Annotated in this window: 19 protein-coding genes and 1 pseudogene; 13 read left to right on the plus strand and 7 right to left on the minus strand. The window is 68.9% G+C overall.

Translation table 11 applies throughout. The features are described from left to right. Positions 1-13: 13 nt before the first annotated feature. Genes ACFY0U_RS04415 through ACFY0U_RS04425 form a run of 3 tightly spaced genes read left to right on the plus strand, consistent with a single transcriptional unit; the run spans position 14 to position 2732 of the window. On the plus strand, positions 14-415 hold the full coding sequence (locus tag ACFY0U_RS04415) for a very short patch repair endonuclease (RefSeq protein ID WP_388629955.1): 402 nt from the start codon (positions 14-16) through the stop codon (positions 413-415). Continuing rightward, positions 412-1413, plus strand: a complete 1002-nt coding sequence (locus tag ACFY0U_RS04420) for a DNA cytosine methyltransferase (protein ID WP_388629958.1) — start codon at positions 412-414, stop codon at positions 1411-1413. The genes ACFY0U_RS04415 and ACFY0U_RS04420 overlap by 4 nt, the downstream gene beginning before the upstream one ends. 11 nt (positions 1414-1424) lie before the next feature. Then, the gene (locus tag ACFY0U_RS04425; protein WP_388629960.1) at positions 1425-2732 is read left to right on the plus strand and encodes a DNA cytosine methyltransferase; all 1308 of its coding nucleotides are present in this window, start codon (positions 1425-1427) and stop codon (positions 2730-2732) included. 6 nt (positions 2733-2738) lie between these two features. On the opposite strand, the gene ACFY0U_RS04430 is transcribed toward ACFY0U_RS04425, so the two are convergent. The 3 genes from ACFY0U_RS04430 to ACFY0U_RS04440 are packed head-to-tail and all read right to left on the minus strand — an operon-like array spanning position 2739 to position 6810. Further along, positions 2739-3617, minus strand: coding sequence for a DUF6339 family protein (locus ACFY0U_RS04430; RefSeq protein WP_388629963.1), 879 nt, complete (start codon positions 3615-3617; stop codon positions 2739-2741). Continuing rightward, entirely contained in the window at positions 3614-4609 is a 996-nt protein-coding gene (locus ACFY0U_RS04435) for a hypothetical protein (protein WP_388629966.1), read from the minus strand. Before ACFY0U_RS04435 ends, ACFY0U_RS04430 begins: the two co-directional genes overlap by 4 nt. Positions 4610-4611: 2 nt before the next feature. Further along, complete coding sequence (locus ACFY0U_RS04440; RefSeq protein WP_388629969.1) at positions 4612-6810, minus strand: helix-turn-helix domain-containing protein; 2199 nt, start codon at positions 6808-6810, stop codon at positions 4612-4614. Positions 6811-7303: 493 nt separating this feature from the next. Between ACFY0U_RS04440 and ACFY0U_RS04445 the strand changes: the two genes are divergently transcribed. The 7 genes and pseudogenes from ACFY0U_RS04445 to ACFY0U_RS04475 all read left to right on the plus strand — a co-directional run bounded on the left by ACFY0U_RS04445 (position 7304) and on the right by ACFY0U_RS04475 (position 20411). Next, a complete protein-coding gene (locus ACFY0U_RS04445; protein ID WP_388629971.1) occupies positions 7304-7507 on the plus strand; it encodes a hypothetical protein in 204 nt (67 codons plus the stop codon). 120 nt (positions 7508-7627) lie between these two features. Beyond that, a complete protein-coding gene (locus tag ACFY0U_RS04450) occupies positions 7628-12400 on the plus strand; it encodes a DEAD/DEAH box helicase (protein WP_388629973.1) in 4773 nt (1590 codons plus the stop codon). Further along, positions 12397-14301: a UvrD-helicase domain-containing protein gene (locus tag ACFY0U_RS04455; RefSeq protein WP_388629976.1), complete on the plus strand. Its 1905-nt coding sequence runs from the start codon at positions 12397-12399 to the stop codon at positions 14299-14301. The genes ACFY0U_RS04450 and ACFY0U_RS04455 overlap by 4 nt, the downstream gene beginning before the upstream one ends. Further along, positions 14298-17549, plus strand: coding sequence for a helicase-related protein (locus ACFY0U_RS04460; RefSeq protein ID WP_388629978.1), 3252 nt, complete (start codon positions 14298-14300; stop codon positions 17547-17549). Before ACFY0U_RS04455 ends, ACFY0U_RS04460 begins: the two co-directional genes overlap by 4 nt. Then, a complete protein-coding gene (gene drmB / locus ACFY0U_RS04465; RefSeq protein ID WP_388629981.1) occupies positions 17546-19408 on the plus strand; it encodes a DrmB family protein in 1863 nt (620 codons plus the stop codon). Before ACFY0U_RS04460 ends, drmB begins: the two co-directional genes overlap by 4 nt. A gap of 154 nt (positions 19409-19562) precedes the next feature. Beyond that, positions 19563-19759: pseudogene (locus ACFY0U_RS04470) on the plus strand (Scr1 family TA system antitoxin-like transcriptional regulator); the annotation flags it as partial. A gap of 154 nt (positions 19760-19913) precedes the next feature. Continuing rightward, on the plus strand, positions 19914-20411 hold the full coding sequence (locus ACFY0U_RS04475; protein WP_388629984.1) for a peptidylprolyl isomerase: 498 nt from the start codon (positions 19914-19916) through the stop codon (positions 20409-20411). A gap of 96 nt (positions 20412-20507) precedes the next feature. On the opposite strand, the gene ACFY0U_RS04480 is transcribed toward ACFY0U_RS04475, so the two are convergent. Both ACFY0U_RS04480 and ACFY0U_RS04485 read right to left on the minus strand, forming a co-directional pair. Then, the gene (locus ACFY0U_RS04480) at positions 20508-21062 is read right to left on the minus strand and encodes a GNAT family N-acetyltransferase (protein WP_388630453.1); all 555 of its coding nucleotides are present in this window, start codon (positions 21060-21062) and stop codon (positions 20508-20510) included. A 97-nt stretch (positions 21063-21159) separates the two neighbouring features. After that, the gene (locus ACFY0U_RS04485) at positions 21160-21972 is read right to left on the minus strand and encodes an alpha/beta fold hydrolase (RefSeq protein WP_388629986.1); all 813 of its coding nucleotides are present in this window, start codon (positions 21970-21972) and stop codon (positions 21160-21162) included. A gap of 171 nt (positions 21973-22143) precedes the next feature. Between ACFY0U_RS04485 and ACFY0U_RS04490 the strand changes: the two genes are divergently transcribed. Together ACFY0U_RS04490 and ACFY0U_RS04495 are read left to right on the plus strand one after the other, a co-directional pair. Further along, a complete protein-coding gene (locus ACFY0U_RS04490) occupies positions 22144-22446 on the plus strand; it encodes a hypothetical protein (RefSeq protein WP_388629988.1) in 303 nt (100 codons plus the stop codon). Between the two features lie 61 nt (positions 22447-22507). Beyond that, positions 22508-23182, plus strand: a complete 675-nt coding sequence (locus ACFY0U_RS04495; protein WP_388629990.1) for a hypothetical protein — start codon at positions 22508-22510, stop codon at positions 23180-23182. Here ACFY0U_RS04495 and ACFY0U_RS04500 read toward each other — a convergent pair. Next, positions 23179-23538, minus strand: coding sequence for a VOC family protein (locus ACFY0U_RS04500; protein WP_388629992.1), 360 nt, complete (start codon positions 23536-23538; stop codon positions 23179-23181). The genes ACFY0U_RS04495 and ACFY0U_RS04500 overlap by 4 nt on opposite strands. A gap of 93 nt (positions 23539-23631) precedes the next feature. Here ACFY0U_RS04500 and ACFY0U_RS04505 point away from each other — a divergent pair, with 93 nt between their 5' ends. Then, a complete protein-coding gene (locus ACFY0U_RS04505; protein ID WP_388629994.1) occupies positions 23632-25122 on the plus strand; it encodes an alginate lyase family protein in 1491 nt (496 codons plus the stop codon). Positions 25123-25263: 141 nt separating this feature from the next. Here the strand turns inward: ACFY0U_RS04505 and ACFY0U_RS04510 are convergent, their stop codons facing one another. Next, positions 25264-26724 carry an MFS transporter gene (locus ACFY0U_RS04510; protein WP_388629996.1) on the minus strand — a complete coding sequence of 487 codons (1461 nt, stop codon included), beginning with the start codon at positions 26722-26724 and terminating at the stop codon, positions 25264-25266. Between the last annotated feature and the right edge of the window lie 107 nt (positions 26725-26831).

Below are 26831 nucleotides of genomic sequence, written 5' to 3' on the forward strand. Positions count from 1 at the left end.
AGTCTCCGCACGCATGTCCCGGCAGGTCAGCAAGAACACCGGGGCCGAGCTGGCGGTACGGCGCCTGCTCCATGCCGCCCGCCTGCGCTACCGCGTGGAGTACCCGGTGCCGGGCATGGCACGGCGCCGGATCGACGTGGCGTTCCCCGGAGTGAAGGTGGCGGTCCTGATCGACGGGTGCTTCTGGCACGGGTGTCCGCAGCACGCGACGCAGCCGAAGGCCAACGCGGAGTGGTGGCGCAACAAGCTGGACCGGAACATGGCGCGCGATCGGGAGACGACCGAGCATCTGATCGCGGAGGGCTGGACGGTACTGCGGTTCTGGGAGCACGAAGCTCCCGAGGAAGTGGCCGTACGCGTCGCGGCGGCTGTGGAGGGACGTCGGGCGGAACGGGCCGGGGGGAGACGGAAATGAGCGCTCTGACCTTCGTGGATGTGTGCTCCGGGGCGGGTGGGCTCGCCCTCGGATTGGAGCGGGCGGGGTTCGAGCCTCGTCTGCTGCTGGACGACGACGCGGACGCCGTCGGCACACTGCGGGCCAACCGGCCGCAGTGGAACGTCCTGCAGACCGACCTGATGGACTTCGACCCTGCCGAGCACCCCGAGAGCCAGGACGTGGATCTGCTGTCGGCGGGACTGCCACGAGTGAAGTCCAACGCCACGATCACCCGTGACGAAACCGGCCGGGAGGAACAGCTGCTCCGGGCCACGGTCTATCTCGCGCACGCGATCCGGCCCCAGGCTCTGTTGCTGGAGAACGTGCCAGGCCTGGCCGACTCGGACAGGTTCGGGGAGTTCCGTGACTTCGCTCGTGCCGAACTGGAGCACCTCGGCTACGAGTTCAGCTGGTTCGTCCTCAACGCCGCGGACTTCGGCGTCCCTCAGGACCGCAAGCAGGGTGTCCTGGTCGCGATCCAGCGGCCCTGGTTCACCGGCTTCCACCCGCCGGCCCCGACCGTGACAGAGCATGTGTCCGTGGGCAAGGCTCTGGGCCCCTCGATGCGGTCTCTCGGCTGGCCGGACGCCGACCGGTGGGCTGCCCAGGCGACCTCGGTGGCACCGACACTGGTCGGTGGTTCGAAGAACCGCGGAGGAGCCGACCTCGGTCCCAGAGGGACGAAGCGGAAGTGGGAGACCATGGGGGTCAACGCCCATTCGCTCAGGAACGAGCTTCCGGGACCGGATTTCGTGTGGAACCCGGAACTGGGCCGGGACGGCATGGTGCAGGTGACCGTGGAACAGGCGGCCGTGTTGCAAGGGTTCCCGCCCGACTGGACAGTCACCGGCAAGAAAACGCCACGTTATCGACAAATCGGCCATGCGTCGCCTCCGTCGGTCGGCGAGGCACTCGGCCTGGCCATCGCCGCTGCCCTGGATCGGAAACCGGATTCGATGATGTCCGCAGCCGGCTAGACTTCCACCCCATGACCAGCACGGCGCCCCACCAGTCCATCCTCGACAAGCCCTTTGTCCTGGACCTCTTCGCCGGACCTGGGGGGCTGGACGTCGCAGGGCGGGCACTCGGCATCCCGAGTCTCGGTATCGAGTGGGACAGGAGCGCCTGTCTGACGCGGTACGCGGCCGGGCTGGACACCCTTCACGCCGATGTGAGCGCGGTGCGCAGGGACGCCTTCGAGTCGCTGCCGCCGGAGATCAACGTGCTCGCCGGCGGCCCTCCGTGCCAGACCTACTCGGTGGCCGGGAAGGGCGCGGGCCGCAAGGCGCTGAACGAGGTCAAGGACTACATCAAGCGCCTCATGGCGGAAGAGAAGATCGACAAGGACCTGGAGAACCTCAGCGATCCACGCACGGCGATGGTCCTGGAACCGCTTCGCTACGCGATTCAGGCGACCAGGAGTCCGAACCGGGAGAACCGGCCGTACGACGTGATCGTCCTGGAACAGGTCCCCGCGGTCGAGGCGCTCTGGGAGCACTACGCCGAGGTGCTGGAGGAGACCGGCCTTCCCGACGGCACCAAGTACAAGGTCGTCGTCGACGTACTCGACACCGAGACCTACGGGGTTCCGCAGACGCGTTCCCGCGCGGTGCTGATCGCTCGGCGTGAGGGGCTCGGCGAGCCCTCGCTTCCCGGGCCGACTCACCGTGCCTACGACCCGAAGGAATGGAATCGCAGGCAGGAACGGGACACGGCCTCGGCCCATCAGCCGACGCTCTACGACGAAGCCGTATCGGAGTCCGAGAAGCAAAAGAACGTGGACGACGACCTCCAGCCCTGGAGGTCGATGGGTGAGGTGCTCGCCCCGCACGGGCGTAGAACTCCCTTCCTGGTCCGCTCGAACTACGGCAGTTCCGGAGTCCCTGGGCGGCGCGGGGTTCGGACCGACCGGCAGCCCGCCACCACCGTCACCGGCCGCATCTCCCGCTTCGTGGTCTTCGAACACCTCGACGAGAACATCGTTTACGAGGGTCCGCGGTTCAGCATGAACGAGGCGGGATTGCTGCAGAGCTTCCCACCGGACTATCCGTGGTCGGGTACGGCACGGGCTCAGCAGGTGGGCAATGCCGTTCCTCCCCTGTTCGGTGCGCACCTGTTGAGTGCCGCACTCGGCCTGCCCGCGCCGGACCCGGATGTGATGAAGGAGTCCTGGCAGCCGGCCACGGAGGAAAAGCGGGCCAAGCTGCGGAGCCACGGCTGTGGGGACGCGTACGAGTGCACCGCCAGGTGTCCGCGTCCCGAGGATCAGATTCCCGTCCGTTCCACGATGAAGTAGACCTGGTCAATCCACGCTCTTCCTGCCTCGGACCGGCGCGGTCTCGAACATCTCGGCGAAGTATTCGGTGAGCGCGGCCACGGACCCTTCCGGGGCGGGGTCCTCGTCGGGTCCGGACGGTAGATCGTGTCGATCGACCGGCAGTGCGGATTCCGCCGCCGCGATCCAGTCCCTCAGACGGGCGGGGTCACGAGGCTCGTCCGGTGCGAGGACGTCGTAGACGAGGGTGGCGCCCGCCGCATTGATCGCGACGCTGAGGCCATCGGCCTCGCGCCCGGTGGTGACCAGTCCGCTCTTCAGCAGACGGACCAAGGCCTGAGCGGTGGGACGGTGGTCGATGATCTCCTTCTTCAGAATGCTGTGGATGAGATCCTGGTTCCCGCAGGCGACCTCGACCGGTTCGTAGTCCGGTCCGTTCCGGAAGAGCTCGGCCACCCACCAAAGGCGGGAGAAGCACTGCCGGTCCGCGGCCCCCCGGAAGCGCTCCGCGGGGACGCGCCGTTCTGGCCTGTCCGCCTTCGGCTCCGACAGATGACGCCAAGCAACGTAGTCGGGAGCCACGGCCAAGGCCAAGTGGTTCCACAGCCGCTTGTCCGCCGCCTCTCGCCGTGTCAGCCGCAGCGTCGCGTGGAGCCGTGGCGCGAGCCAGGCGTCAGCGCGGGTGCGGTCCTCCCTGAACGCGAACATGGCGTCTTCCACCAGGCTCCGGATCGGCTCGACCGACCACCTGGCGTCGTCTTCGGGTAGCGCCTCGACGACCTTGGCCAGATCGATCCCCTCATGCACCTGCTCGGCCTTGAGCAACTCCTCCGTGAGGAACGGATCGGCGTCTGCGGCCGCGAGCAGCGCCAGGCGCTCCGGTAGGAATTTCGGTGCGGTGATCACGTCTCACTCTCTCGGTTCTGCTGTTCGAGACTGCGGATGGCATAAGCGAGCGCCCTGCCGGCATCGGCACGGCGGACAGCCGCGTAGTGGATGCGGGTCTGAAGTTCGACCCAACCCGACTCGCCGGTGCGACGGCGGTGCACCTGGCGCAGGGCTTCCTCGACGTGCACGCCGGGGATCACGTCCGGGAGCATCTCCCGGAGTACCTCGCCCTGCCAGTCGGTCGGAAAGATCGGGCCGCCACCGGGTTCCACCTCCAGGTCACCGATGGCGCCGTGGAACACCGCGGTCCAGATGTCAGTGGCCATCTGGGCGACCAAGAGGTCGCGCACCTTGCTCTCGACACCGGAACCGTTGCTGTCCAGCAGCCCGAGGACACCCTCGACATCGGTGTTCACGAACACGGTGGGGACACGTGCTGAGGCATCCACGATCCAGGGTGCGTCGGCGCAAGCCCGCAGCGACTCTCTTGAGCTGTTCTTGAAAGAGGCTTTCTGGACGTCCAGTCGGAGCCCGCTCACCGGTTCGTCGGAGACCGTGTCGATGGTCCAGCTGCGGCTCGTCTCGGCGATCGACCGTCCTCTTACACCGTCCACAGTCCCGACGGCGTGGACGGCCAGGGAAGCCCGCCCCAAGTGGTCGTCCCGGCACACCTTCAGGGACCCTGACCAGTCCAGATCGCCCCCCGCGTCACGCGTGAGGTCCACGGACGTACGGACGTTGGTCTCACCGTCAGTCAGCACTGCGAGGACGCGCAGGTCGGACCAGGCCGCGTCCGGCGCGTTCGCCCCCGGCGGGAGCGTTGCCGAGAGGCCGATCGTGGCACTCACCCAGTCTGTGTGGCCCGCGATGCCCAGTGCGACAGCCTGCTGCTGGGTCGAGTAGGCGGTGGTCTCCAGCTGATCGCGGGTGCCGTCGGGGAGGTTGAGGGAGACCGAGGTCACTCTGAGCTGGATCGGTCGGTTGAGCCTCTTGTACGGGTAGATCTTCATGGTCACTCCCCCTTGCCGGCACGGAGCTCGACAACGAGGCGTGTGAGCGTGGTCCTGACCGGATGGCTGGTGACATCGGTGGACCCTCGGAACTTCGCACGCCGTGCACCAGGTGTGAAGCGCAGGACACCGTCGTCCACCTCGCAGCCCTCGACCGCCACGAGTTCCGCCCAATCCAATTTCGGGCGGCCCCCGGAACGGACGTCCAACTGGGCGACCGGCACCATCGGAACGACCTCGTCGCCGCGCGGAATGCTCACCTCGGCGGTGATCTGCCATTCCCCGTCGGCGCCGATCGTCGCGTCGAGGTCGTTCAGTTCCGGAACGACCGGCCCGGTGGGCACCTTGGCCTTGGGCCTCTTCTTCACGGTCAGTGCCTTGCGCAGGGCTTCCCCGCCCTCACGGCCGCCGCGCTTCGGCTGTGCGACGACGAGTTCCTTGACCGCGCTGTTGACCTCGGAGGTGAGAGCTTGGATCCGACGGTGCGCGGACGGCGACCACCGCAGGGTCAGCTCCTCCGTCTGGCCCCAGCGGTCGTGCTCGGGCGGTTCCGCGGCGCGCAGGAACTCCTCGGCGTCCTGCGCGAAGAGGGCCGACTCCCCGGCGGCCTCTCCCACCAGGAGGACGGCCTGGAACGGATTGGTGCCGATCGGCAGGTTCGGGACCGTCGCTTTCTTGACGGTCATGCGATTGCCGCGCAGCGAGTGCACCTGGTTCTTCGGCCCGTCCTTCTTCTGGTCGGCGTCGGTGAGGGCGTCCGTGACCAACACGACCGCTTGGTGGGTGCCGAGAGTCCCCCGGGCACCTCCGAGCAGAGGGAGGTTGAGCGGGACGCTTCGCGCCACCACCTGCCCGGACTCGGTGAGCCGATCCACGGTGGTGCCCTCGTAGTACGCCCGCAGTGCACGAGTCCGGGAGGGCTGCTCGACGGACGGGTCCACCTGTTCCTCCGCCACGACCACTTCACCGTCGTTGCGCACGGCACGCACGAAGACCTCCAGGCGGGGCAGTTGACCTCCCCCGCCGGTCATCGCGGCCCAGAAGTCACGGCCCAGCGCCTTGACCAGACGCCGGTGCATCCTGCGGATGTCACGTGTGTCCTGGGTGCCCTCCTCGTCCACGTCGCCGCCCTCGTCGTCGACGTCGGACGACTTCTCGTCGAGGCTGGCCACGTCGTGCGCGCCGACGATGAGGAAGGAGGTACCGGGTTCGTCGTTCTCCCGCGTCAGGTGCAGACGCGCAACGGTCTCCTCGTCCGCCCACCAGGAGCGGGCGACCTCCGCACCCGGCGAGTCGGGGTCGGGGCGCCCGAGCCAGGCGGGGCCCGCGTACGGCTTGCCGTCGACCTCCCGCCAGGGCAGCTCGAGACGGCCGATGAGCCGACGCTCCTTACGCCCTTCGTGCGGCTCGGACAGAGTGGAGTTGATGAGTACGAGCCCGAGGGCACTGGTGGCCCACAGCGTCGCCTTGCCCAGGCCGTAGGAACCGCCCGCGTCACGCCCTGACTTGAGGCTCTCCAGCTGGCGCCTGACCACGGCCGCGAACTTTCCGTCCGCGTAGTCGTCACCGGTGAGCCCCGAGGCGTTGTAGTCGTCGACACGCAGCAGGACCAGGCGGCCCTTCTCGTACATGTCGCGCACTCCGGCGTCCACGACACGACCGACCTTCTGATTGGCGGCGATCTCCGAGACGGCGGAATAGTGCGGGAAGAGCTCGTTCCAGAGAATCGCCTCGCGGAAGTCGTCCAGCGCCTTGCCGGTCAGCTCATGCAGCGTGTAGCGGACACGGACCGGGCGACCGTTGTCCGTCAGTCGTTCGTCGAGGCTGTTCTGGCACGTCTCGCGAGCGAGAACCTGCACGTCCGCATCGAAGGCGAAAGCGGCGGCATTGCCCAGGTCACGGCCGCCGTCGCGGTAGCCGGGACGGTGATACCAGATGAGCGGGAGGCCGGCCTGGGTGTCGGTGGTGCGGGTGTGCACCGTGCCGAGGTCCGTGCCGAGAGCTTTCGCGATGTCGACCATGACAGTCGGGCGTGGAGTCGACCTTCCGGTGATCCACGCGGAGACGGCAGCTCGAGTCAGTCCGAGCTCCTCAGCCAGTTCGGCCTGGTTCTTCCCTGCCAGCTTGAGCTGACGGGCCAGCCAGGGCCCGAACTCCTCACCTGTCTCCACGCGCCACCCGTTCTTCCCTTGGAGTCGCATGCGCGTCACATGCTGTAGACCAGGAGGCTAATTTGACACACTCGCAGGCGTCAACCAAAAGTTGATCGGGTCGAACAGGCTCGGTCACTCCAGATCGTTGTCTGACATGTCCAGATAGCCCGACTTCCGCACGATCGCCCGCCCCACGGAAGCGCGGAACGGTCAACTCCCCACACCTGAACGGAAGTTCGGGGTTGCGCATTGGAGTGGCTGTGGATAATTTAGTGACGATGGTGAATCCATCTCGCTCGTGAAACCCGCAAATCGGGAAGGCCGGGCGGCCTGGAAAGAAGTATGTCCAAAACCGGTCCCGGACCTCACAAAGAAACATTTCTCCAAAACGACTGGCGCCACCCGAGATTCACCCGGTAGCGTAATCATCGGGAAAAGGATCTCTCTCAAGACCGACCATGCATTCACTTCACGGGGGACGTGTATCCGAATACACCCCTGCGCGATTTCAAAAACACGACGTAACAGGGGTGGACCCTCTATGGGTGGGCAGGACTGCGACTATTTGTATTCGTCCCGGGATTTGAGCGCATTTGAGCTGGCGATTCAGACGGCAACGAGCAGGGTCCAGGTGGTGGAGGTTCTCCACGGCTTCAACCTGACCGAAGAGGATTTCACCGACAGCTTCCCCGACCTGGCCAAGACGGTTCAGAACCTGCCGGACAGAACTTCCCCCGCGGCCTGACCGACCAGGCACGCCCGACCATCAGCGCCACCTACGACACGGGCCGGCTGCACGAAGCCGGCAGTCGGCCCGCCACTCACGCTTTCGTCCGGACCTTGATACCTCAGGAGCGCAGAAGCAGTGCCACCTTCGTCCTCTTCGGTGATCCAAACCGTTCTCGAGCAGTCCTCACGCGTCCTGCAGACCTATGCCGTGGACCCCGGCCTCGTGGCCGAGCATGCAAATGGCGAGCGCCGTATCACTCAGGGCGGATATGGTGACCGCCAGCTTTTCGAGCTCGTCCAGAACGCGGCCGACGAAATCGCCGACGAGCCGGGCGGGCGAGTGCATGTCGTCCTCACCGAGGGGTACTTGTACTGCGCCAACGAAGGAAATCCGGTGACCCCGGAAGGCGCGGAGACAATTCTTCGGATGAGCATGTCGAAGAAGCGCGGAGGTCAGATCGGACGATTCGGGGTCGGCGTGAAATCCGTCCTCGTCGTGACCGACGCCCCGGAGTTCTTCAGCCGCACCGGAAGTTTCGGATTCGACCGATCCTGGTCGTACGCGCAGATCAAGGACGTGCCCGGGGTGACGGCACGCTACGGCCCCGAGTTCGACGCGCCCGTCCTGCGGATGGCCCGCCCCCTCGACATACAGGCCGAGCGCGCGGCCGACCCCGTCCTGAACGAGTTGCTGACCTGGGCAACCACCGTGGTTCGTCTGCCTCTGCTCCCGAAGGCCGACGACCGGCTGGGTCGGGACATGCACGGTGGCCGCGCCAAGGACCACGGTGAGCCCCGCGAGGAGTTCCCGGTCGGTTTCCAGCTCTTCTCGCCGCACGTCGCGAAGGTCGTACTGGAGGACCGCCGGCCCCGACCCATGGCCCGCCGGACCCTGACCACCGAACAGGCCGGCGATCTGCACACCGTGGTCGAGGAGCGGACCGGCAAGGCCGTCGTCACCGACCGATGGCGGGTGTTCACGACCACCCACGAGCCCGGCCCCGCGGCCCGTGCGGACGCCGGTGAGCTCCACGACCGGCTCTCGCTCGACCTCTCTTGGGGTGTCCCCACCTTGGAGAAGGACCTCGAGAGCGGCCTCTACGTCAGCCCGCGGGCGCGCGGGCGCGGCAGATTCTGGTCCTTCTTCCCGACCAAGTACGAGATGTCGCTGAGCGGCATCCTCAACGGGGCCTGGAAGACGAACGAGGACCGCCAGAACCTCCTCGACTCCTCCCCCTTCAACCAGGAGATGATCCGGCGAGCGGCACAGCTGGTCGTCGACTCGCTGCCCGCCCTCGCGCCCGCCGAGGATCCCGCCGCCTATCTGCCGCTACTGCCCGGTCGTGACAAGGAAGCGATCAGTTGGGCGGACGCGTTCCTGACCGTAGAGGTCTGGAAGCGCGCCGCCGTCACTCCGTCGCTGCCCGACCAGGACGGCGTGCTGCGCGTGCCGACCGAGCTGCGGGTGCACCCTCGCCCCAAGGACCCGAAGAAGGAACTGAAATCCCTGGCCCGCTGGCTGCGGATGTGGCACGCGTGCCCGGACCGGCCGTCGAACTGGCTGCACCCGAGCGTCGAAACGGACACTCTGCGCTCCGGCAAGGTCGAGCACATTCTCGGCGCGGCCAAGCATCAACGAGCGGATGTACGCGAGTGGTTGGAGGCCCTCGTCGCGAAGGGCACCGCTGAGGCGTCCGCGACGGCGATCCGCATCCTCGCCGACATGATCGAGGTCCAGTCCCCGTTCGTCGAGGAGGCCCGCAAAGCCCACATCGTCCTCACCGAGGAGCACGGTCTCGTCGCCCCCGTGCACGGCAAGGTGTACCGCCGCGCCGACCAGGACGGCCTGCGTGAATCGACGGTGTACGTGGTCGACGAGCTCGCCCAGGACCTCTCGCTGGCGCACGCACTCGATGTCCTGGGGATTCGCGAGGCCGATGCGGACGGCCGGTTCGACAGCGTTCTCGACCAAGGTTTCGGCCACTACAGGGAGTCCGACTGGCAGCAGTTCTGGGAGCTGTTCCGCCAGGCCGGGGTCCGTCGGCTGGCCCACAAGGTCCTGGAACGGGTGCCCACGCCGCGCGCGACGCTTCGTGTGCGGACCGCCGACGGGCGGTTCCGGCCGGTCGAGGACTGCATGCTGCCGGGTGCCGTGGTCGACGCGAAGCGCGATCCCGCTGTCGCCGTCGACATGGCGTTCCACTCCGACGACATGCCCTTCTTCACCCAGATCGGCCTGCGGGAACGACCGTCCGGAGGGGTGCAGCCCCAGACGGACGAGACCTGGTTCGAGGAGTACCGCGAAGCCGTCCACGCCTCCTACTTGCGCGGCCTGGACAGCCGTGCCCCCCGCCCCTCGCTGAACCGGATGAAGGTCGAGGGTGCCGCGATCGGTGGCCCGCTCCACCTTTTCCGTGCCCTGTCCGAAGAGTCGCGCGCCGCCTTTCTGAAGGTGTTGCCCGACGACGCCGTGGTGGACAACTGGACACGCCAGATCGGCGCGCAGACCGGCACCCGGCAGGCGGTCGTCTCGCCGATCCGCTGGATGCTGCGGAAGTACGGCATGGTCACCACCTCCCAGGGGCTCAAGCCGCTCAGGGAAGCCGTCGGTCCCCAACTCGCCGCCTACCGCGATGTGTTGCCCGTCGCCGACATCTCGCCCGAGAAGGCCCGAAAGCTGCGGCTTCCGACCACCGTCGACGAGGTTCCCACCGACCGCTGGGACGCGCTCCTCGAGGAGGTGTCCCGCAGCGACGACGACACCTTCGTCGGGGCCACCTATGTGATGCTGACGCGCTTCGGCGCGGACTTCCCCGAGGACTCCCTGACTCGCTGCCGGATCGGCGACACGTGGAGCACCCGTCCCGACGGCGAGATCACCCTCGCCGTCGGCGCCGCCGAGTACCGGGCGCTCCGTGCCGAGCAGCTCCCGGCGCTGCTCGTACCGACCTCCGAGGACGCCGAGCTGATGGTCGAGAAGTGGGGCATGCTCCGCTACTCCGACGTGATCAGCCGAGAGACCCGCGAGGTGCCGGAGGGCGACCCCGTACCGCTGGTCGAGCTGTTCCCCGCTCTGCGGCAGCGTCTGAACAGCGGGAACCGCAACAGCATGGTGCAGCGCTGCACCGAACTGGAGGAGGTCACCCGCACGCCCAACGGCACGCAGGCCTCCCCTCTGGACGCCGTGCGCCAGGACAGCACGGTCAAGGTCCGTGTGCCTCTGGAGCCCGAGCCGATGCTGCGGCTGATCGACCGCGAGCTGGGCCTCGGCCTCGGCACGGCCGGCTGCCGCGCGGTGCTGGAGCACCAGGACCGCATGGCCCGCGACAGCGAGCTGAAGGCGGCACAGGCCGCGGTGCGCGAGGCCGAGGACGTGGTGGCCAAGGTCGAGCTGCTGATCGGAGCGGACGCTCTTCGGGCCGGGCTCCCGGAGGGGCTGATGGAAGCCGAGCTGCAGGCGGCCGACGGTGTGGAGCCGGCCGGGCGTCGGATCGCGCAGATGGCGTTCAACGCGCACGGCGACGGTGTGCTCCAGCAGCATGCCCGGGACATCCAGGCCCGCTTCCCCAACGCGCCTGTCGCGTACGGGGGTTCGTCGGCCGCCGTCGCCTTCGTCTCGGACCTGAGACTGCCTGTCGCGTTCGCCGGTTCGAGGACTCCGTCCCCGCCTCCGTTCGAGACCGTCGAGGGCCCTCGGGATTTCCCGAGCCTCCACGACTACCAGGAGGACCTGGTCCGGAACATCTCCACCATGCTCGACCGACTGGCCCCCCAGCGCGGCATGCTGTCCCTGCCCACCGGCGCCGGAAAGACCCGGGTCACCGCCGAGGCCGTGATCCGCTGGGTCAAGCGGGTCGGCGACCTCAAGGGTCCGGTGCTGTGGATCGCGCAGACCGAGGAGCTCTGCGAACAGGCTGTACAGAGCTGGAAGTTCGTCTGGAGCAAGGTCGGCGCGGAGCGCCCCCTCGCCATCAGCAGGCTGTGGAGCAGCAACGAGGTCGGTGATGTCGTCGACCATCCCCACCTCGTGGTCGCCACCGACGCCAAGCTGGAGCGGTGCCTCGGCGTCGACCAGTACGCCTGGTTGCGGCAGGCCGTACTGGTGATCGTGGACGAGGCGCACACGGCCATCTCCAAGCGATACACCGAGATCCTGAGCCAGTTGGAACTCACCCAGTACGAGACCGGTCGGCATCTGCTCGGGCTCACCGCCACCCCGTTCCGCAGCACCAACGAGGACGAGACCCGCCGCCTGGTCAATCGCTTCGGCAACAGGCGACTCGACCAGGGTGTCTTCCCGTCGGGTGACCCGTATCGCGACCTCCAGGACTGGGGCATGCTCGCCCAGGTCGAGCACCGCACCCTGGAGGGCGGCCGGATCGAGCTGACCCGGGACGAGAAGACACATGCCGACCGCATGGCGATGCTCTCCCGCGCCGCCGAGCAGCGGCTCGCCGACGACCACGCGCGCAGCCGCCGCATCGTGGACTCGGTGGCCGAACTGCCGGACGACTGGCCGACCTTGTTGTTCGCCACCTCCGTGGACCACGCCAAGTATCTGGCGGCCATGCTCAACGACCAGGGTGTCCCGTCCGCCGCGGTCGACTCGACGACCAGTGCGCAGGATCGCCGTGCTCGCATCGAGAAGTTCCGAAACGGACGTATTCGCGTGCTCACCAACTACGGTGTGCTCACCCAGGGATTCGACGCGCCGGCCACTCGTGCCGTGGTCGTGGCCAGGCCGGTCTACAGCACCAACGTCTACCAGCAGATGATCGGTCGGGGACTGCGCGGACCACGCAACGGCGGCAAGGACAGCTGCCTGATCCTCAACGTCAGCGACAACATCGAGAACTTCGACACCCAGCTCGCCTTCACCCAGTTCGAGCACCTCTGGAGCCGTACGTGACCGACGCCTACCTCGACAGCCCTCCGCTCACCGAGGAGCAGCGGGCCGTGGTCGAGCAGCCCTGGGACGCGCGCGTGCTGGTCACCGCCGGTGCGGGGGCGGGGAAGACGCACACGTTGGTGCGCAGGCTCGACGCGCTGTGTGGTCACGAGGACCCCGACGAGGCGCTGGAGGCCGCCGAGATCCTGGTGCTCACCTTCTCCCGAGCGGCCGCCCGCGAATTGCGTGAGCGCATCGCGCGGCACGGGGAGCGGGCCCGGCGCGTGCGCGCCCAGACGTTCGACGCCTGGGCCTACGGAGTGCTCGTCCAGGCGTATCCGGACGGCGAGTGGGGTGCGGTCGGCTTCGACCAGCGGATCACCGCCGCGGTCGAAGCGGTCGAGAAGGGGGCGCTGGAGGCCGGCGACGCCGTCCCGCCCGCTCATGTCGTGATCGACGAGGTGCAGGATCTGCTGGGCGGGCGCCGAGAGCTGGTCGAGGCCCTGCTCGACCGGTACCAGGACAGTTGTGGCTTCACCGTCGTCGGCGACGCGGCCCAGTCCGTCTACGGCTTCCAGATCGCCGACCCGACGGAGCGCGCCGACGAAACCGGTCGGTTCTTCGACTGGCTCCGCTGCTCGTACCCCGACGACCTGGTGGAGCTGCGTCTCACTCAAAACTTCCGGGCCACCACCGCCGAGGCTCGGATCGCGCTGACCCACGGCCCCCGGCTCCAGCGGATCAGTGACACGGACGAGGCGGCGACCCTCTACACGGAACTTCGCGACCTCCTTCTGGATCCGGCGAACGGAACGGGCGATCTCACCGCCCCGTTCGCTCTGGACAGTCTGCGGAACCTCACCGACACCTGCGCGATCCTCACCCGCGACAACCGCCAGGCGCTGGTGGTCTCCGGCCTGCTCCACGAGCACGGCGTCGACCATCGGCTGCGGCGCCCCCTCGAAGAGCGGCCGGTGCCGTACTGGGTGGCCGAGTTGTTGCGCCGCACAGAGGCGACCGGTCTCACCGAGGATCGGTTCCGCTCCCTGCTCGCGGAGGTCCCTCTGCCGTACGAGCCGAACGCGAGCGCCCTGTGGACGGTGCTGCGGCGGGCGACCCGTTCGACCGGACGCAATGTGCTCGATCTGGAGCGGCTGCGGCGCCTGGTCGCCGACGGCAGGTTCCCTGACGAGGCGGCCGATCCCGAGACCACACGGATCGTCGTCTCCACCGTGCATCGGGCCAAGGGCCTCGAGTTCGACCGGGTGATCGTTCTGGCCCCGCCGAGCGTCGCCGAGCTCCACAAGCAGTACAAGGAGGAGTTGGACCTCCCCGCCGAGGTGCGCGCCCTGTACGTGGCGATGACGCGCGTCCGGCAGGATCTCTACCACGCGAGTCCTCCCGAGCTGCCGATCGTCAAGAGAGCCGGCGGCAGGAAGAACGGGCGCCGGTACGTAGGTGGTTGGCGGTCGTACGACCGTTTCGGGGTCGTCGCCGAGGCAGGCGACGTCTGTCGCGACAACCCGCCCGGTCACGAGACCGACGCGGCGGCGACTCAGACGTATCTCCTTGAACATGTCCGTCCCGGTGCAGAAGTCGTGCTGTGCAAGCGCCACGACCTGCCGATGGGTGAGTGCCAGAGCCCGCCGTACGCCCTGATGCACGACGGGCGAGAGATCGCTGAGGCATCGGAGCGGTTCCGCGAGGAGCTGTTCCAGGTGCAGAAGGTGAACCGGACGTGGGACCCGTGGTGGCCCGACGAGATCCACGGCCTGCGCGTCGACGTCCTGGAGACGGTGTCGGGCAGTACCGCCGCCGGCGTCAATGCCGGTCTCGGCGACCGAGGTGTGTGGATCGTCCCCCGGATCATCGGCATCGGAATGTACCGACGGGCCGGCAACAACGAGGAGCAGGGCGCATGACACAGGACACAGGTCGGCACTCCGAGCACTATCGGGTCCGGGACGAGGAGCTCCTGATGGGGCTCCGCCGCGAACTCCTCGGCCCCGCTCCGGACGCCGCGCCGGAGGACCGGGACGAGGTACTGGCCCAAGAGGCGCCGATCGACCGCTACCTCACCGGCGTCCTCTACCCGCGTGCGGCGAGCGCCGCCGCGGAGGAGCAGCTCCGGGCGGACGACGACGAACACGACGGCCTGGACATCGCCCCGCAGCGCACCCGTGACAACGTCGAGGAGTCCGGCACGGCTCAGGAGGTGGGTGCCGCCGGATCCCGCCGCCCCTCGTCCATGGGACTCACCTTCGCGGTCGCTGCCGCCACCGAGGCGATCGTCGTCTCGGCGCGCGCAGCCGTCTACGAGCCCACCGACGCGGACGGCAAGCCGATCTCCGCACGTCGGGCCGAGGCCCGCACCACGTCCGACCAACGGGAGCAGTGGCGCCGCAAGGAACTCGACCTTCCGGAGCAGCGGATCGACGTGACCACCCCCGATCCCAGGTGGCAGGAAGACCTCGCTCCGGGAGTGGCGCTGCGCGCCAACATCCGGCGCCCCGACCCATCCACCGGCACGGTCACGATCACGGTCACTCTGGTCAACACCCACCGAGTCGGCGAGCGGGAACTTCAGGACGCGTTCTCCTTGTTCCAGTGCGGTCTCACGATCAGCGCCGCCGACGGATCGACCGTTTTCGTCGAGCGTCCGGCCCCAGCCGCTGCTCATGACCCCGAGGTCGCGACCAGCCGGCTGCTGCACCGCCACGCCCCGACCTTCGCCGTCGGTCACGGCTGCGCCGCCGAGTGGGACTGGACGCCGCCGCCGATCGGCGTGACCGACACCGTCGTGGCCGCCGTCACCGAGGTGCGGAGCGAGTTCGTACCGACCGTGGAGGTACTGCTCACCGACTCCAACCCGGAGATCGACGACTCCCCCCTGTCCATGCTCGGCTTGGCCGACGGCTCCGACGCCGAGATCGTGGCCGCCCTACGAGCACTCGCCGACGGCTACGAGCGCTGGATCGACCGCAAGGAGACCGAAGCGGACGCGCTGGCCGACGACATGCACCAGAAGCCCGCCCAGGACCAGGTGGAAGCCTGTCGTGAGGCGCTCGGACGCATCCGCGCGGGCATCGAACTCCTGGAGTCCAAGCCCGACTTGATGCGAGCCTTCCGGCTCGCCAACCACGCCATGGCCTACCAGCGGGCTCGAAGCGCATGGGTGAAGAACGGTCGGATCGGCTCCCCCGACCCGACCGCCGGCCGCTGGCGCCCGTTCCAGATCGCGTTCCTGTTGCTCTGCCTGGCCGGTATCGACGACCCCGAGCACGACGACCGGGGCATCTCCGACCTCCTCTGGTTTCCCACCGGCGGTGGTAAGACGGAGGCGTATCTCGGTTTGATCGCAGTGACCTCCTTCCTGCGCCGCATCCGCAAGAAGGAGAGTGGTGGCGGCGTCACCGTGCTCATGCGCTACACGCTCCGGCTGCTCACGCTCCAGCAGTTCGAGCGGGCCGCGATCCTGATCTGCGCCATGGAGCACATGCGGCGCGCCAGGCCCGAGTTGGGGCACGAGCCGTTCTCCATCGGCATGTGGGTGGGCCGCTCGGCGACCCCCAACACTCTGGCGGAGGCCGAGGGGAGGCTCGCCGAGCTCCGCGGAGACCTCGACAAGCGTCTCGCCACCGAGAACCCTGTCCAGCTCCACGCCTGCCCCTGGTGCGGCACCCGCCTCGACGCCCGTGCCTACGAGGTCGACGAGGACGCCAAGCGGATGCACGTCCGGTGCCCCGGTACAGACTGCGCTTTCGCCGACGGTCTGCCCGTCCACCTGATCGACGAGGCGGTGTACGACGCCCGACCCACGCTGGTGATCGCCACCGTCGACAAGTTCGCCTCGATGCCCTGGCGTCCCGCCACCGCGGCGCTCTTCAACCGGAACGACCCGAGCGATCGCACCCCACCCCCGGAACTGATCGTTCAGGACGAACTCCACCTGATCTCCGGGCCATTGGGCACACTCACCGGCCTCTACGAGACCGCGGTGGATGCGCTCGCGGGCCGACCCAAGGTGATCGCCTCCACGGCGACCATTCGCCGCGCCGCCGACCAGGGCCGCCACCTCTTCGCGCGTGAGGTCCGCCAGTTCCCGCCCGCGGGCCTGGACGCCCGAGACTCGTGGTTCGCGGTGGAGACCCCGCGCGAGGAGAAGGCGAGCCGCCGCTACGTCGGGCTCCTGGCCCCCGGCACCAGTCAGTCCACGCTCTTGATCCGTACGTACGCCACCTTGTTGCACCGGGCCCAGCAGGCCAGGACCGAGGACGAGGTGCGCGACGCGTACTGGAGTCTCGTCGGCTACTTCAACAGCCTCCGGCTGTTGTCCGCGGCCGAACTCCAGGTCCACGACGACGTGGTGGCGTATCTGGAAGTGCTCGCCGAACGGGAGGGCGCGCCCCTCCGCTCGGTGGCCAACTACTCGGAGCTGACCAGTCGGATCGATGCCAGCGAGATCCCCACCCGCCTCAAGGGCATCGAGAAGAAGCTGCCCGACGAGGACGCCGTGGATGTTCTCCTCGCCACCAACATGATCGCGGTCGGTGTGGACGTGGACCGGCTCGGGCTGATGGCCGTCATGGGCCAGCCGCAGACCACGGCCGAGTACATCCAGGCCACCAGCCGCGTCGGTCGTGCCCATCCCGGACTGGTCGCCGTCATGCTCAACGCGACCCGATCCCGCGACCGGTCCCACTACGAGAACTTCCTGCACTTCCACTCCGCCCTCTACCGCGAGGTCGAGTCCACGTCGGTCACTCCTTTCTCCGCACGTGCTCGCGAGCGAGGCCTGCACGCCGTGATCGTCGCGCTGGCCCGCATCCTCATCCCGGCCGCCTACGACAACGACGCCGCAGGCCGGATCGAGTCCTACGAACACCTTCTCCGCGAGGAGGTCAGGCCCATCCTGCTGAATCGCGTCCAGGACGTCGCCCCTGACGAAGTCGACGCGGTAGGGCGTGCCTTCGACGAGTTCGTCGACTGGTGGTGCGACGAGGCCGACACGCACGGCGGGCTGCTCTTCGAGCCGCGCCGAGGCAGCCGCACCCCCTCGCTCCTGAAGTCGTACGACGACGAATCCGAGGACGCCGATGCATGGCGCACCCTGTGGAGTCTGCGCGATGTCGACGCCGAGTCCGCCCTGTTCATGGAGGCAACCCGATGACCCCGCCCCCCGCACGTCGCCGCCGGACCGGCACGAACGGCGCCACGCCCGCCCGCAATCTGCCTCGACGCGGCGCTGTTCGTCGGGCTCAGGCGATCACCACGTACGGTGTCGGCTCGCTCGTCGCCGTGGACCAGGAGTCCTTCATCGTCTCCGGCCTGGACGGAGCCGATGAGCACTGGAGCAGCGACGAGTCCCCCCGGATCCACGAGCGGCGCCTCGCCCGTCTCCTCGACGTCCAGCACTTTCGGCTGCCCCCCGCGTCCGAGGACACCAGCAGGGACGGCATCCGGGTGCGTCGTTTCCCTCTCATGCACGCCTGCCCCGAGTGCAACGACCTGCGCCGACACCGCGACTTCAATCCACCCGCCGGCCGGAGCGTCTGCGGCACGTGTGAAGCCGACCTCGTGCCCTCCCGTTTCGTGATCGCCTGCGAGGCCGGGCACCTCGACGACTTCCCGTACTGGCACTGGGTCCATCGTGCCTCGGGCGCCGGTACCACGACCGCCGGACAGTGTGGAGGGACGCTCAAGATGCGTACCTCCGGCCGTAGTTCCTCGCTCCGCTCGATCCTCGTGTCCTGCACCTGCGGGGTGCCCGAGGTCTCCATGGAGGGCTCGTTCCGCAAGAGCGCGCTCAAGGATCTGGGCCTGCGCTGCCGTGGCACCCGCCCGTGGCTCGGTACCTCCGCCCCCGCCCAGGTCTGCGGCATGGCGCCGCGCACCCTCCAGCGCGGTTCCTCGGCCGTGTGGCAGCCGGTGTTGAAGTCGGCGCTCTCCATCCCGCCGTGGAGTGACGGCCGCGCCGATCCACTCGCCGAGCACTGGGACGAGCTCCGCAAGCTCAACAGCCGCGCGGAGGTCCAGATGTGTCTGAAGTTCGTGTTCAAGGGCGAGAGTCCGGTCCCGGTCGACGAGGTGATGGCACTCCTGGACGCGGAACGCGAGGAGGATCCGAGCGGCGAGGACGGGCCCACCTTCGACCACCGCTATCGCGCATTGCGCAACAAGGAGTACGACCGACTCTGCGCGGGCAACGACGAACGCGAGCGGTCCCGGGACGAGCAGTTCATCTGCGAGACCCCGCTGGGTGACACGAGCGTGCTCCGTCCTCTCGGCGTCTCGGGTCCGATGCTGGTGAAGAAGCTCCGTGAGGTGCGCGCGCTCAAGGCGTTCACCCGGCTCGCCGACCCCGACGCGACGACCGAGCCCAACGAGGTTCCGCTCTCCGACTCCCCGCTGCAGTGGCTCCCCGCGATGGAGGTGCGCGGCGAGGGGGTCTTCCTCCGCCTGGACGCGGAACGACTCGGTTCCTGGGAGAAGGCCACCGCAGTCGCCGCTCGGGTCGAGCGGATGCGCACGGCTCACCAGCGGGTGATGGAACAGCGCGCCGGAGATCCGAGTCGCGTCCCCCCTTCCCCGGCGACACCTCGCATGGTCCTGCTGCACACGCTGGCCCATGTGCTCATCAACGAGTGGAGCCTGGAGGCCGGCTACCCGGCCGCCGCCCTGCGGGAGCGTCTGTACGCGGCGGACGACATGGCGGGTGTGCTCGTCTACACCGCGACGAGCGACTCGGCGGGTAGCCTCGGTGGGCTCGTCGCCCAGGGCGAACCGGAGCTCCTCGATCGGACGATCCGTTCGGCTGTCCGACGTGCCGAGTGGTGCTCCTCCGACCCTCTCTGTGTCGAGTCCGAGGCGTCCGGCACCGGCGGAACGAACCTGGCCGCCTGCCATGCCTGCGTGATGCTGCCGGAGACGAGCTGTGAACACAACAACATCCTGTTGGACCGTGCGCTGCTCGTCGGCACCCCGGATGACTCCGACCTGGGTTTCTTCGCACGAACGCTGAACCACTGAGAGCTGGGTGGCGGCAGGGCGCCGAGGAAGACCGGCGCGGTGACGGGGACCGGCGCGGCAGCGAACGCTGCCTGCCGGACGACACCGATCACCGACTCCTCGAAGATCGTCGAACCCAACCTGCTCGGTCCGAGCTCGCCGGAGAGCCGTGATTTTTGACTCGGGCACCCATCCGGGCCACAGACACCTTCACGCTGCTCGGCGTCCCCGACCAGGCAGACCCAGACCTGGTGTACCGCGACGGCATCACCGATGCCGTGTACTTGGAAGGCCAGCATCATGTTCGTGAGTACACGAGGGCTTTTCGACGGACTGCGCACCGCAGCCGTAAGCCCTCAGCATGTCGCTCAATGCCCAACGGCCGCGACGCGCTACCGACGCTCTCCTGGGCCGATCGTGATTGCCCTGAGTACAGGAGCAGAGGTGACCTGCCAGTCCGGACCGTACCGCAACGCACCCGCCCCCACGATTACGGCAGCTCAAGCGGAGGGTGCAGGATAGTCCCATGACAACCAAGGTCTACTTCGACATCACCATCAACGACGAGCCCGCCGGCCGTATCAACTTCAACCTCTTCGAGGACGTCGTCCCGAAGACCGCGGAGAACTTCCGCGCGCTGGCCACGGGCGAGAAGGGCTTCGGTTATGCCGGGTCCTCGTTCCACCGGGTCATCCCGGACTTCATGCTGCAGGGTGGGGACTTCACCCGGGGCAACGGTACGGGTGGCAAGAGCATCTACGGTGAGAAGTTCGCCGACGAGAACTTCAAGCTCAAGCACGACCGTCCGGGCCTGCTGTCGATGGCCAACGCGGGCCCGAACAGCAACGGCTCGCAGTTCTTCATCACCACGATCGTGACGAGCTGGCTGGACGGCAAGCACGTGGTGTTCGGCGAGGTCGCCGACGAGGCCAGCATGGCGGTCGTCAAGAAGATCGAGTCGCTCGGCTCGGGCAGCGGTGCGACCTCGGCGAAGATCACCATCGCCGAGTCCGGTCAGCTCTGACACCGGTAGCCTCCGCGGACGGCCGGTGCGGTGTTCATCACGCCGGCCGTCGCGTATCACCCTCCTCCGAGGGCCCCCTCACCCGGGCGTGACAGCTCAGCCGTGCCAGTCGGCACGCCTCAGCTCGTACTCGACCTCCCCGTGCTCCGACCCCGCGATCGCCTCCGGCCACTCGCTGCGGAACCCCCGTACGAAGGTCAGCCCCGCCTTCTCCATCACCCTTCGCGACCCGGCGTTCACCGCCATCGTGTTCGCGGTGACCCGCTCCACCCCCAGCTCACCGAAGCCCTTGCCGATCAGCGCACGGCAGCCCTCGGTTGCGTAGCCACGACCCCACGCGGCCTTGTTCAGCCGGTATCCCAGCTCCACGACCGCGGCGCTGTGCTCCTCCAGCGGGCGGAACTCGAACCAGCCCACGAAGACACGCGTCTCCCGCTCCTCCGCCGCCCAGAAGCCGCGGGTGCCCAGGCACGGGTAGTCGTGGAGGAGGTGCGGGAGGGTGCGGGTGCGGATCGCTTCCAGGGACGTCGGCTTTCCGCCGTTCAGGTAGCGCATGACGTCCGGGTCGTTGTCCAGCGCGAACAAGGCGTCGGTGTCGGCCTCGGTGAAAGCGCGCAGCCGTAGCCGCGCGGTGGTCAGGAAGACATCCATGGCTCGATCCTCGTCATCGTCCGGTCCGGCTTGGTCCGGCTCGGTCCGGTCCGGCTCGGTCCGGTCCGGTCCGGTCCGGCCCGGTCCGGCGAACATGTCAGCGAGCGTTCGAGTCGTAGTCGTGTCCGACCGTCCTCGTGAACTCCTCGATGGCATCCGCCAGTTGTTCCGGCTCCTCCAGATGTACGTCGTGACCGGCCCCCGGCACCACCCTCACCCGCGTGTCCGGGCGCAGCTCCCGCATGTCGGCGGCCTCGGTCGGACGCATCGTGCCGTTCTCGCCCTGGACCACGAGGGTCGGGCAGGTGAGGGACGACCACTCCCGCCAGTAGGCGTTCTCGGCCAGTTCCGCCAGTGACTCGACCATGCGGTCCCGGTCGAAGCGCGGGTGCCAGCCGTCCGCGCGTTCCTCCAGCCCGCTCGCCCACGCCGCGTGCCCGAGGAAACCCTCGGCCTCCGCGAGGGACCGGAACGGCGTCGGCCAGCTGTCCAGCCACCCTCCGATCCGCGCCGGTACGTCCGGACTCGGCCCGGCCGGGCCCGCCTCGACGAGGACCAGCGCGGCCACCAGTTCCGGGCGGGCGGACGCCAGCAGCATCGCCGTATGCCCGCCCAGGGACTGGCCGACGAGGGTGACGGGTCCCAGCGCGAGTTCCCCGATCAGGGTCGCCGCGTCCTCGACGTAGGCCGCGCGGGTCACGTCGGGCGGGCGGCGGGTGCTGGCGCCGTGGGCGCGGGCGTCGTACGACACCACGCGGAAGCCGGACCGGCACAGGCGCGGGATCAGGGCGTCCCACTCGCCCATGTGGCCGGCCAGGCCGTGCAGGAGGAGGGCGGTGCGGGGCGCGCCGGGGCGGGGGTGGTCGCGGTAGGCGATCCGGGTGCCGTCGGATGTGGTGACGTGGCTCAAGGTGCCCCCTCGGTTCTCTGCGACGGCCCGTTTCCCGCGGTAGGCGGCACAGGCAGGCTGCCGGTCTCCTACGGCAGGAGGGGCGGTAGGAGTGGTGTCCAGGCCCGGCGTTAGCCTCGGGACATATCGAACGTGATCGCCAGAAGTGGCACCAGTTCTCAGGAGGCAGACATGGCGAAGGTTCCCAGCGCGGTGGTCGCGGCGGGCGGGCTCGTCGGTGGGTACGGCGTGGCCCGTTGGACCAAGAAGCGGCAGCTGGGCGGGGTCGTGCTGGCGGCCGCCGGGGCCGCGGCCGCGCAGCAGTGGCGGCAGCAGGCGGGCGGGAAGGCCGCGGGCGCGCTGACGGCCGCGTATGTCGCCGCTTTCGCGGGGTCGCATCCGCTGGCCAAGAAGGTGGGCGCCTGGCCCGCGGTGTTCGGGGTGGCGGGGGCGGTCGCCCTGGCGTCGTGGGCGGTGGCGGACCGGCGGGGCTGAGAGCGGGCGGTACGGACGGCCCCGCGAGGCGCACGCGGGGAAGCGGGAGGGAACGGACAGGATGCGGCTGGGGATCACGGAGCACCGGGTGCGGCTCGGTGCCGAGGAGTACCGGGTGTTGCGTACGACGGGACTGCGCCGTGCGCTGTGCTGTGACAGTGGGCACTGGCTGGACTTCTGGGTGGACCGGGAGGCCGCGGCGGAGCTGGCGGCGGTCTGGCTGCTGGCCGCGCGTTCGCCCCGCTCGCTGGTGCACGTCCCGCTGCGGAGGCGTGGTGAGCGGCCCGTGGGTCCTCATCCGAGCGAGCCGCACCAGGCCCGTGACCTGCTGCTGGTGCACCACTCCCGGCAGTTCCCGGCCTCCCGCTGGAAGGCGGTCCGGGGCCGGCTGGGGCATGGCAGCCCGCACACGGTCGCATTCCGCCGGGCCGACTTCCCCGCCACCGAGGACCGCCCCGTCCCCGGCGCCCATCACGCCGGGTTCCGCGACCGGGTCCGGCTGGCCACCGCCGCCGACACCCTCGTGCTGAGCGGCAGCGCGCTGCCCTTCGCCGACGCCGCAGCCGACTTCCTCGACCTGGCCGACACGGGTCCCGGCCGGGACATCCGGTGGCACGGGTCCGACGGGCACGCGTGCGCCGAACTGCACCCGTCCTCCGGCCTGTTGGACCGTTCGATGCCGCTGATGCATGTCGAGTACTGCCCGGACTGGGAGCCCGCGCCGAACGGCGGCTAGCTCCGGTGCGTGAGCACGTTCACCACCTGCCCGTTCGGGTCCCGTACGAAGAAGCGCCGTACGCCCCACTCCTCGTCCCGCAGCTCCCGTACGACGTCCGCGCCCGCCGCCACGACCTGCGCGTACACGGCGTCGACGTCCTCGACCTCCACGCTGAGGTCGGGCACGACGGGGGCCGTGCGTTCCTCGGTGAAGAAGCTGATCTGGGCGGTGGGGTTGGTGGGCGAGGCGAGGGTCACCACCCACCCCATGTCCATGACCTCCCGGAAGCCGAGGAGGCCGTAGAAGTCGCGGCTGGCCCGCATCGCTCGCTCCGACTCGACCTGAAAGTCGGGCATGATCCGGCGGACGGTCATGGGTACGTCTCCTCGCAGTCGCCGTCGACTTTCTGTTATCCCCGCTCCCACCCTCGCGTCTCCTCACCGTCCCCAGCCACAGGCACGCGAGGAATGACGCACGTGACTTCGACTTCACTGATCAGCCGCCGCACCATGCTCAAGGCAACCGGAGCCGTCGGAGCGGTCGGAGCCGTCGGTGCCGGTACGACCCTGCCGGCGTCGCCCGCCTCGGCCGCCGACTCCGGCTACGCGCACCCGGGGCTGCTGCACACCACCACGGACCTGGCCCGTATGGCGGCCAAGGTGAAGGCGGGCGCCGCGCCCTACACCGCCGGGTACGCCAGGCTGACCGCCAACCGGCATGCGCAGAGCGGCTGGACGGCGAACCCGCAGGCGACCGTCACCCGCGGCGGCACCGGCCAGAACTACGTGATCCTCTACAACGACATCCACGCCGCCTACCAGAACGGCCTGCGCTACCACGTCAGCGGTGACAGCGCCCACGCCGACACCGCCGTGGCGATCCTCAACGCCTGGTCCGCCAGGCTCACCGCGCTCGCCGGCAACGCGGACCGGTTCCTCGCCGCCGGTCTGTACGGCTACCAGTTCGCCAACGCCGCCGAACTCGTCCGTGACCACCCGGACTTCGAGCTGGACCGCTTCAAGGAGATGCTGTCCGGGGTCTTCGCGCCGCTCAGCGACAGCTTCCTCGTCAAGCACAACGACGCGGTCGTCTCCAACTACTGGACCAACTGGGACCTCGCCGCCATGGCCTGCGTCCTGGCCACCGGCATCCTCTGCGACGACAAGGCCCAAGTCGGCCGCGCGGTCGACTACTTCAAGCACGGCGAGGGGCTCGGCTCGATCAAGAACGCGATACCTGTCGTGTACGACGACGGGCTCGCCCAGTGGTTGGAGGCGGGGCGGGATCAGGGGCACGCCTTGCTGGGGGTCGGGCTGATGGGGACGTTCTGCGAGATGGCGTGGAACCAGGGCATCGATCTGTACGGCTACGACGACAGCCGCTTCCTCAAGGGGGCGCAGTACGTGGCGAAGTGGAGCATGGGTGGGGAGGTGCCGTTCACCGCGAACACGCGGGCCAAGGGGGCCGTTAACGGGTGGTCGGGGTCGGAGACGGTGACCGGGGCGGCGGGGGTCGATCCCGCGATGACCCGGCCGATCTGGGCGATGATCGCGAACCACTACACCAAGCGGCGGGGACTGTCCGCCTCGTACCTCACCCGGATCGCCGCGAAGTCCGGGCCGGAGGGTGGGGGTGGGGACTACGGGCCGAACAGTGGCGGTTACGACCAACTGGGCTTCGGGACGCTGGCGTTCACACGAGACAGGTCGACGCCGTCCGCAGGCCCCTCCCCCACCGCCACGCCATCGGCCGCGGCGTCCGGTGCGGCATCGGCCCCTCGCCCCCAAACCGCGTCCTCCGCATCCGCGTCAGCGACTCCGGCGTCCGGTAAGGACCTCGCGGCCACCGGTTCCACCGACGTCCTCGCCTGGAGCGCCACGGCGGGCATCACGGCCGTCGCGGGAGGCCTCCTCCTGCTCCGCCGCCGAGACAAGGCCCGTCACGGCACCACCGAGTAGCCACGACCCAACCTTTTCTCGCCCCCGCCGCCCCTACCCGTCCCATCCCCCAGGGCCTGCCGCCCCTTCAACCCCGGTCCCTGGGGCTGCGCCCCCAGACCCCAACCGGCCCGCGACGGACCGCCGCAGCCATCCACCCACTCACGCCGCAGCCGTCAGCGGACGCGCGATGTCCTCCAGGGACCGTCGCTCCGCCTTCACCGCCAGCACCGCAGCCACCAACCCCGCGGCGCACATCAGGGCCGCACCGATCTGGAAGGCGAGCACGGTGTCGCCCACACGGCCCGTGCCCGTCAGGTCGGCGAACAGCAGCGGGCCGCTGATGCCGCCTGCCGCGGTGCCGAGGGCGTAGAAGAAGGCGATCGACATCGCGCGGGTCTCCATGGGGAAGATCTCGGAGACCGTCAGGTACGCACTCGACGCACCCGCCGACGCGAAGAACAGCACCACACACCAGCACGCCGTCAGCGTCGCCGCGTCCAGCGCGCCGCGGTCGAAGAGCCAGGCCGTGCCGAAGAGGAACAGCCCCGACAGCAGATACGTCGACGAGATCATCACCCGGCGACCGACCGTGTCGAACAGCTTCCCCAGCAGCAGCGGACCCATGAAGTTGCCGATCGCGATCACCGCGAAGTAGTAGCCGGTACTCCCGGTCGGGACGTCGTAGAACGTCGTCAGGATCGCACCGAAGCCGAAGGTGATCGCGTTGTAGAGGAACGCCTGTCCGATGAAGAGCGCGAACCCCAGCACCGCCCGCCGCCGGTACTTCGAGAACACCGTCCGGCCGATCTCCACGAACGTCACGCTGCGCCGCTGATGGATCGTGAGCTCGGCGTCCGGGGACGGCGGCGGCAGCGACTCGCCCCGCTCCGCCTCCACCCGCTCCTCGATCGAGGACACGATCCGTTCCGCCTCCTCGTCCCGACCGTGGATCAGCAACCACCGCGGACTCTCCGGGACATGACGCCGTACCAGCAGGATCACCAGCGCCAGCACCGCGCCCAGCGCGAACGTCAGCCGCCACCCCACGTCCTTCGCGAACACGGACGTGTCCAGCGCGACGATCGACAGCAGCGAACCGCCCACCGCGCCCAGCCAGAAACTCCCGTTGATCATGAGGTCGACCCGGCCCCGGTACTGCGCCGGGATCAGCTCGTCGATGGCGGAGTTGATCGCCGCGTACTCGCCCCCGATCCCGAACCCGGTGAGGAACCGGAACGCGAAGAACCACCAGGTGGAGAAGGAGATCGCGGTCAGCGCGGTCGCCGCGAGATACACCGCCAGGGTGATCATGAAGAGCTTCTTGCGGCCCCATTTGTCGGTCAGCCGGCCCCAGAACAGTGCCCCCGCGCACGCCCCGGCCACATACAGGGCCGCCGCCATCCCGGTCACCTGACCGGAGGAGATCGGCAGCCCGCTCCCCGGCTCCGACAACCTCCCCGCGATGTTGCCGACGACGGTCACTTCCAGGCCGTCGAGGATCCACACGGTGCCCAGTCCGATGACGATCGTCCAGTGCCAGCGCGACCATGGCAGCCGGTCGAGTCTCGCGGGGATGTTCGACGTAACGGTCCGGCCCGTCTCGGCCTCGGCAGTGGTCATGGGCTCCCTCCTCCTCGAGTGAGAACCCGGGCCGAGTGCCCAGAAGAACCCCGCCCTACGCCAGCCGGAAACCCGACCCGCGTCTGCCCCCGCCCACGCTCACGCCC

It is taken from the genome of Streptomyces sp. NPDC001536 (assembly GCF_042894505.1).
In the GTDB taxonomy this organism is placed as follows: Bacteria; Actinomycetota; Actinomycetes; order Streptomycetales; family Streptomycetaceae; genus Streptomyces.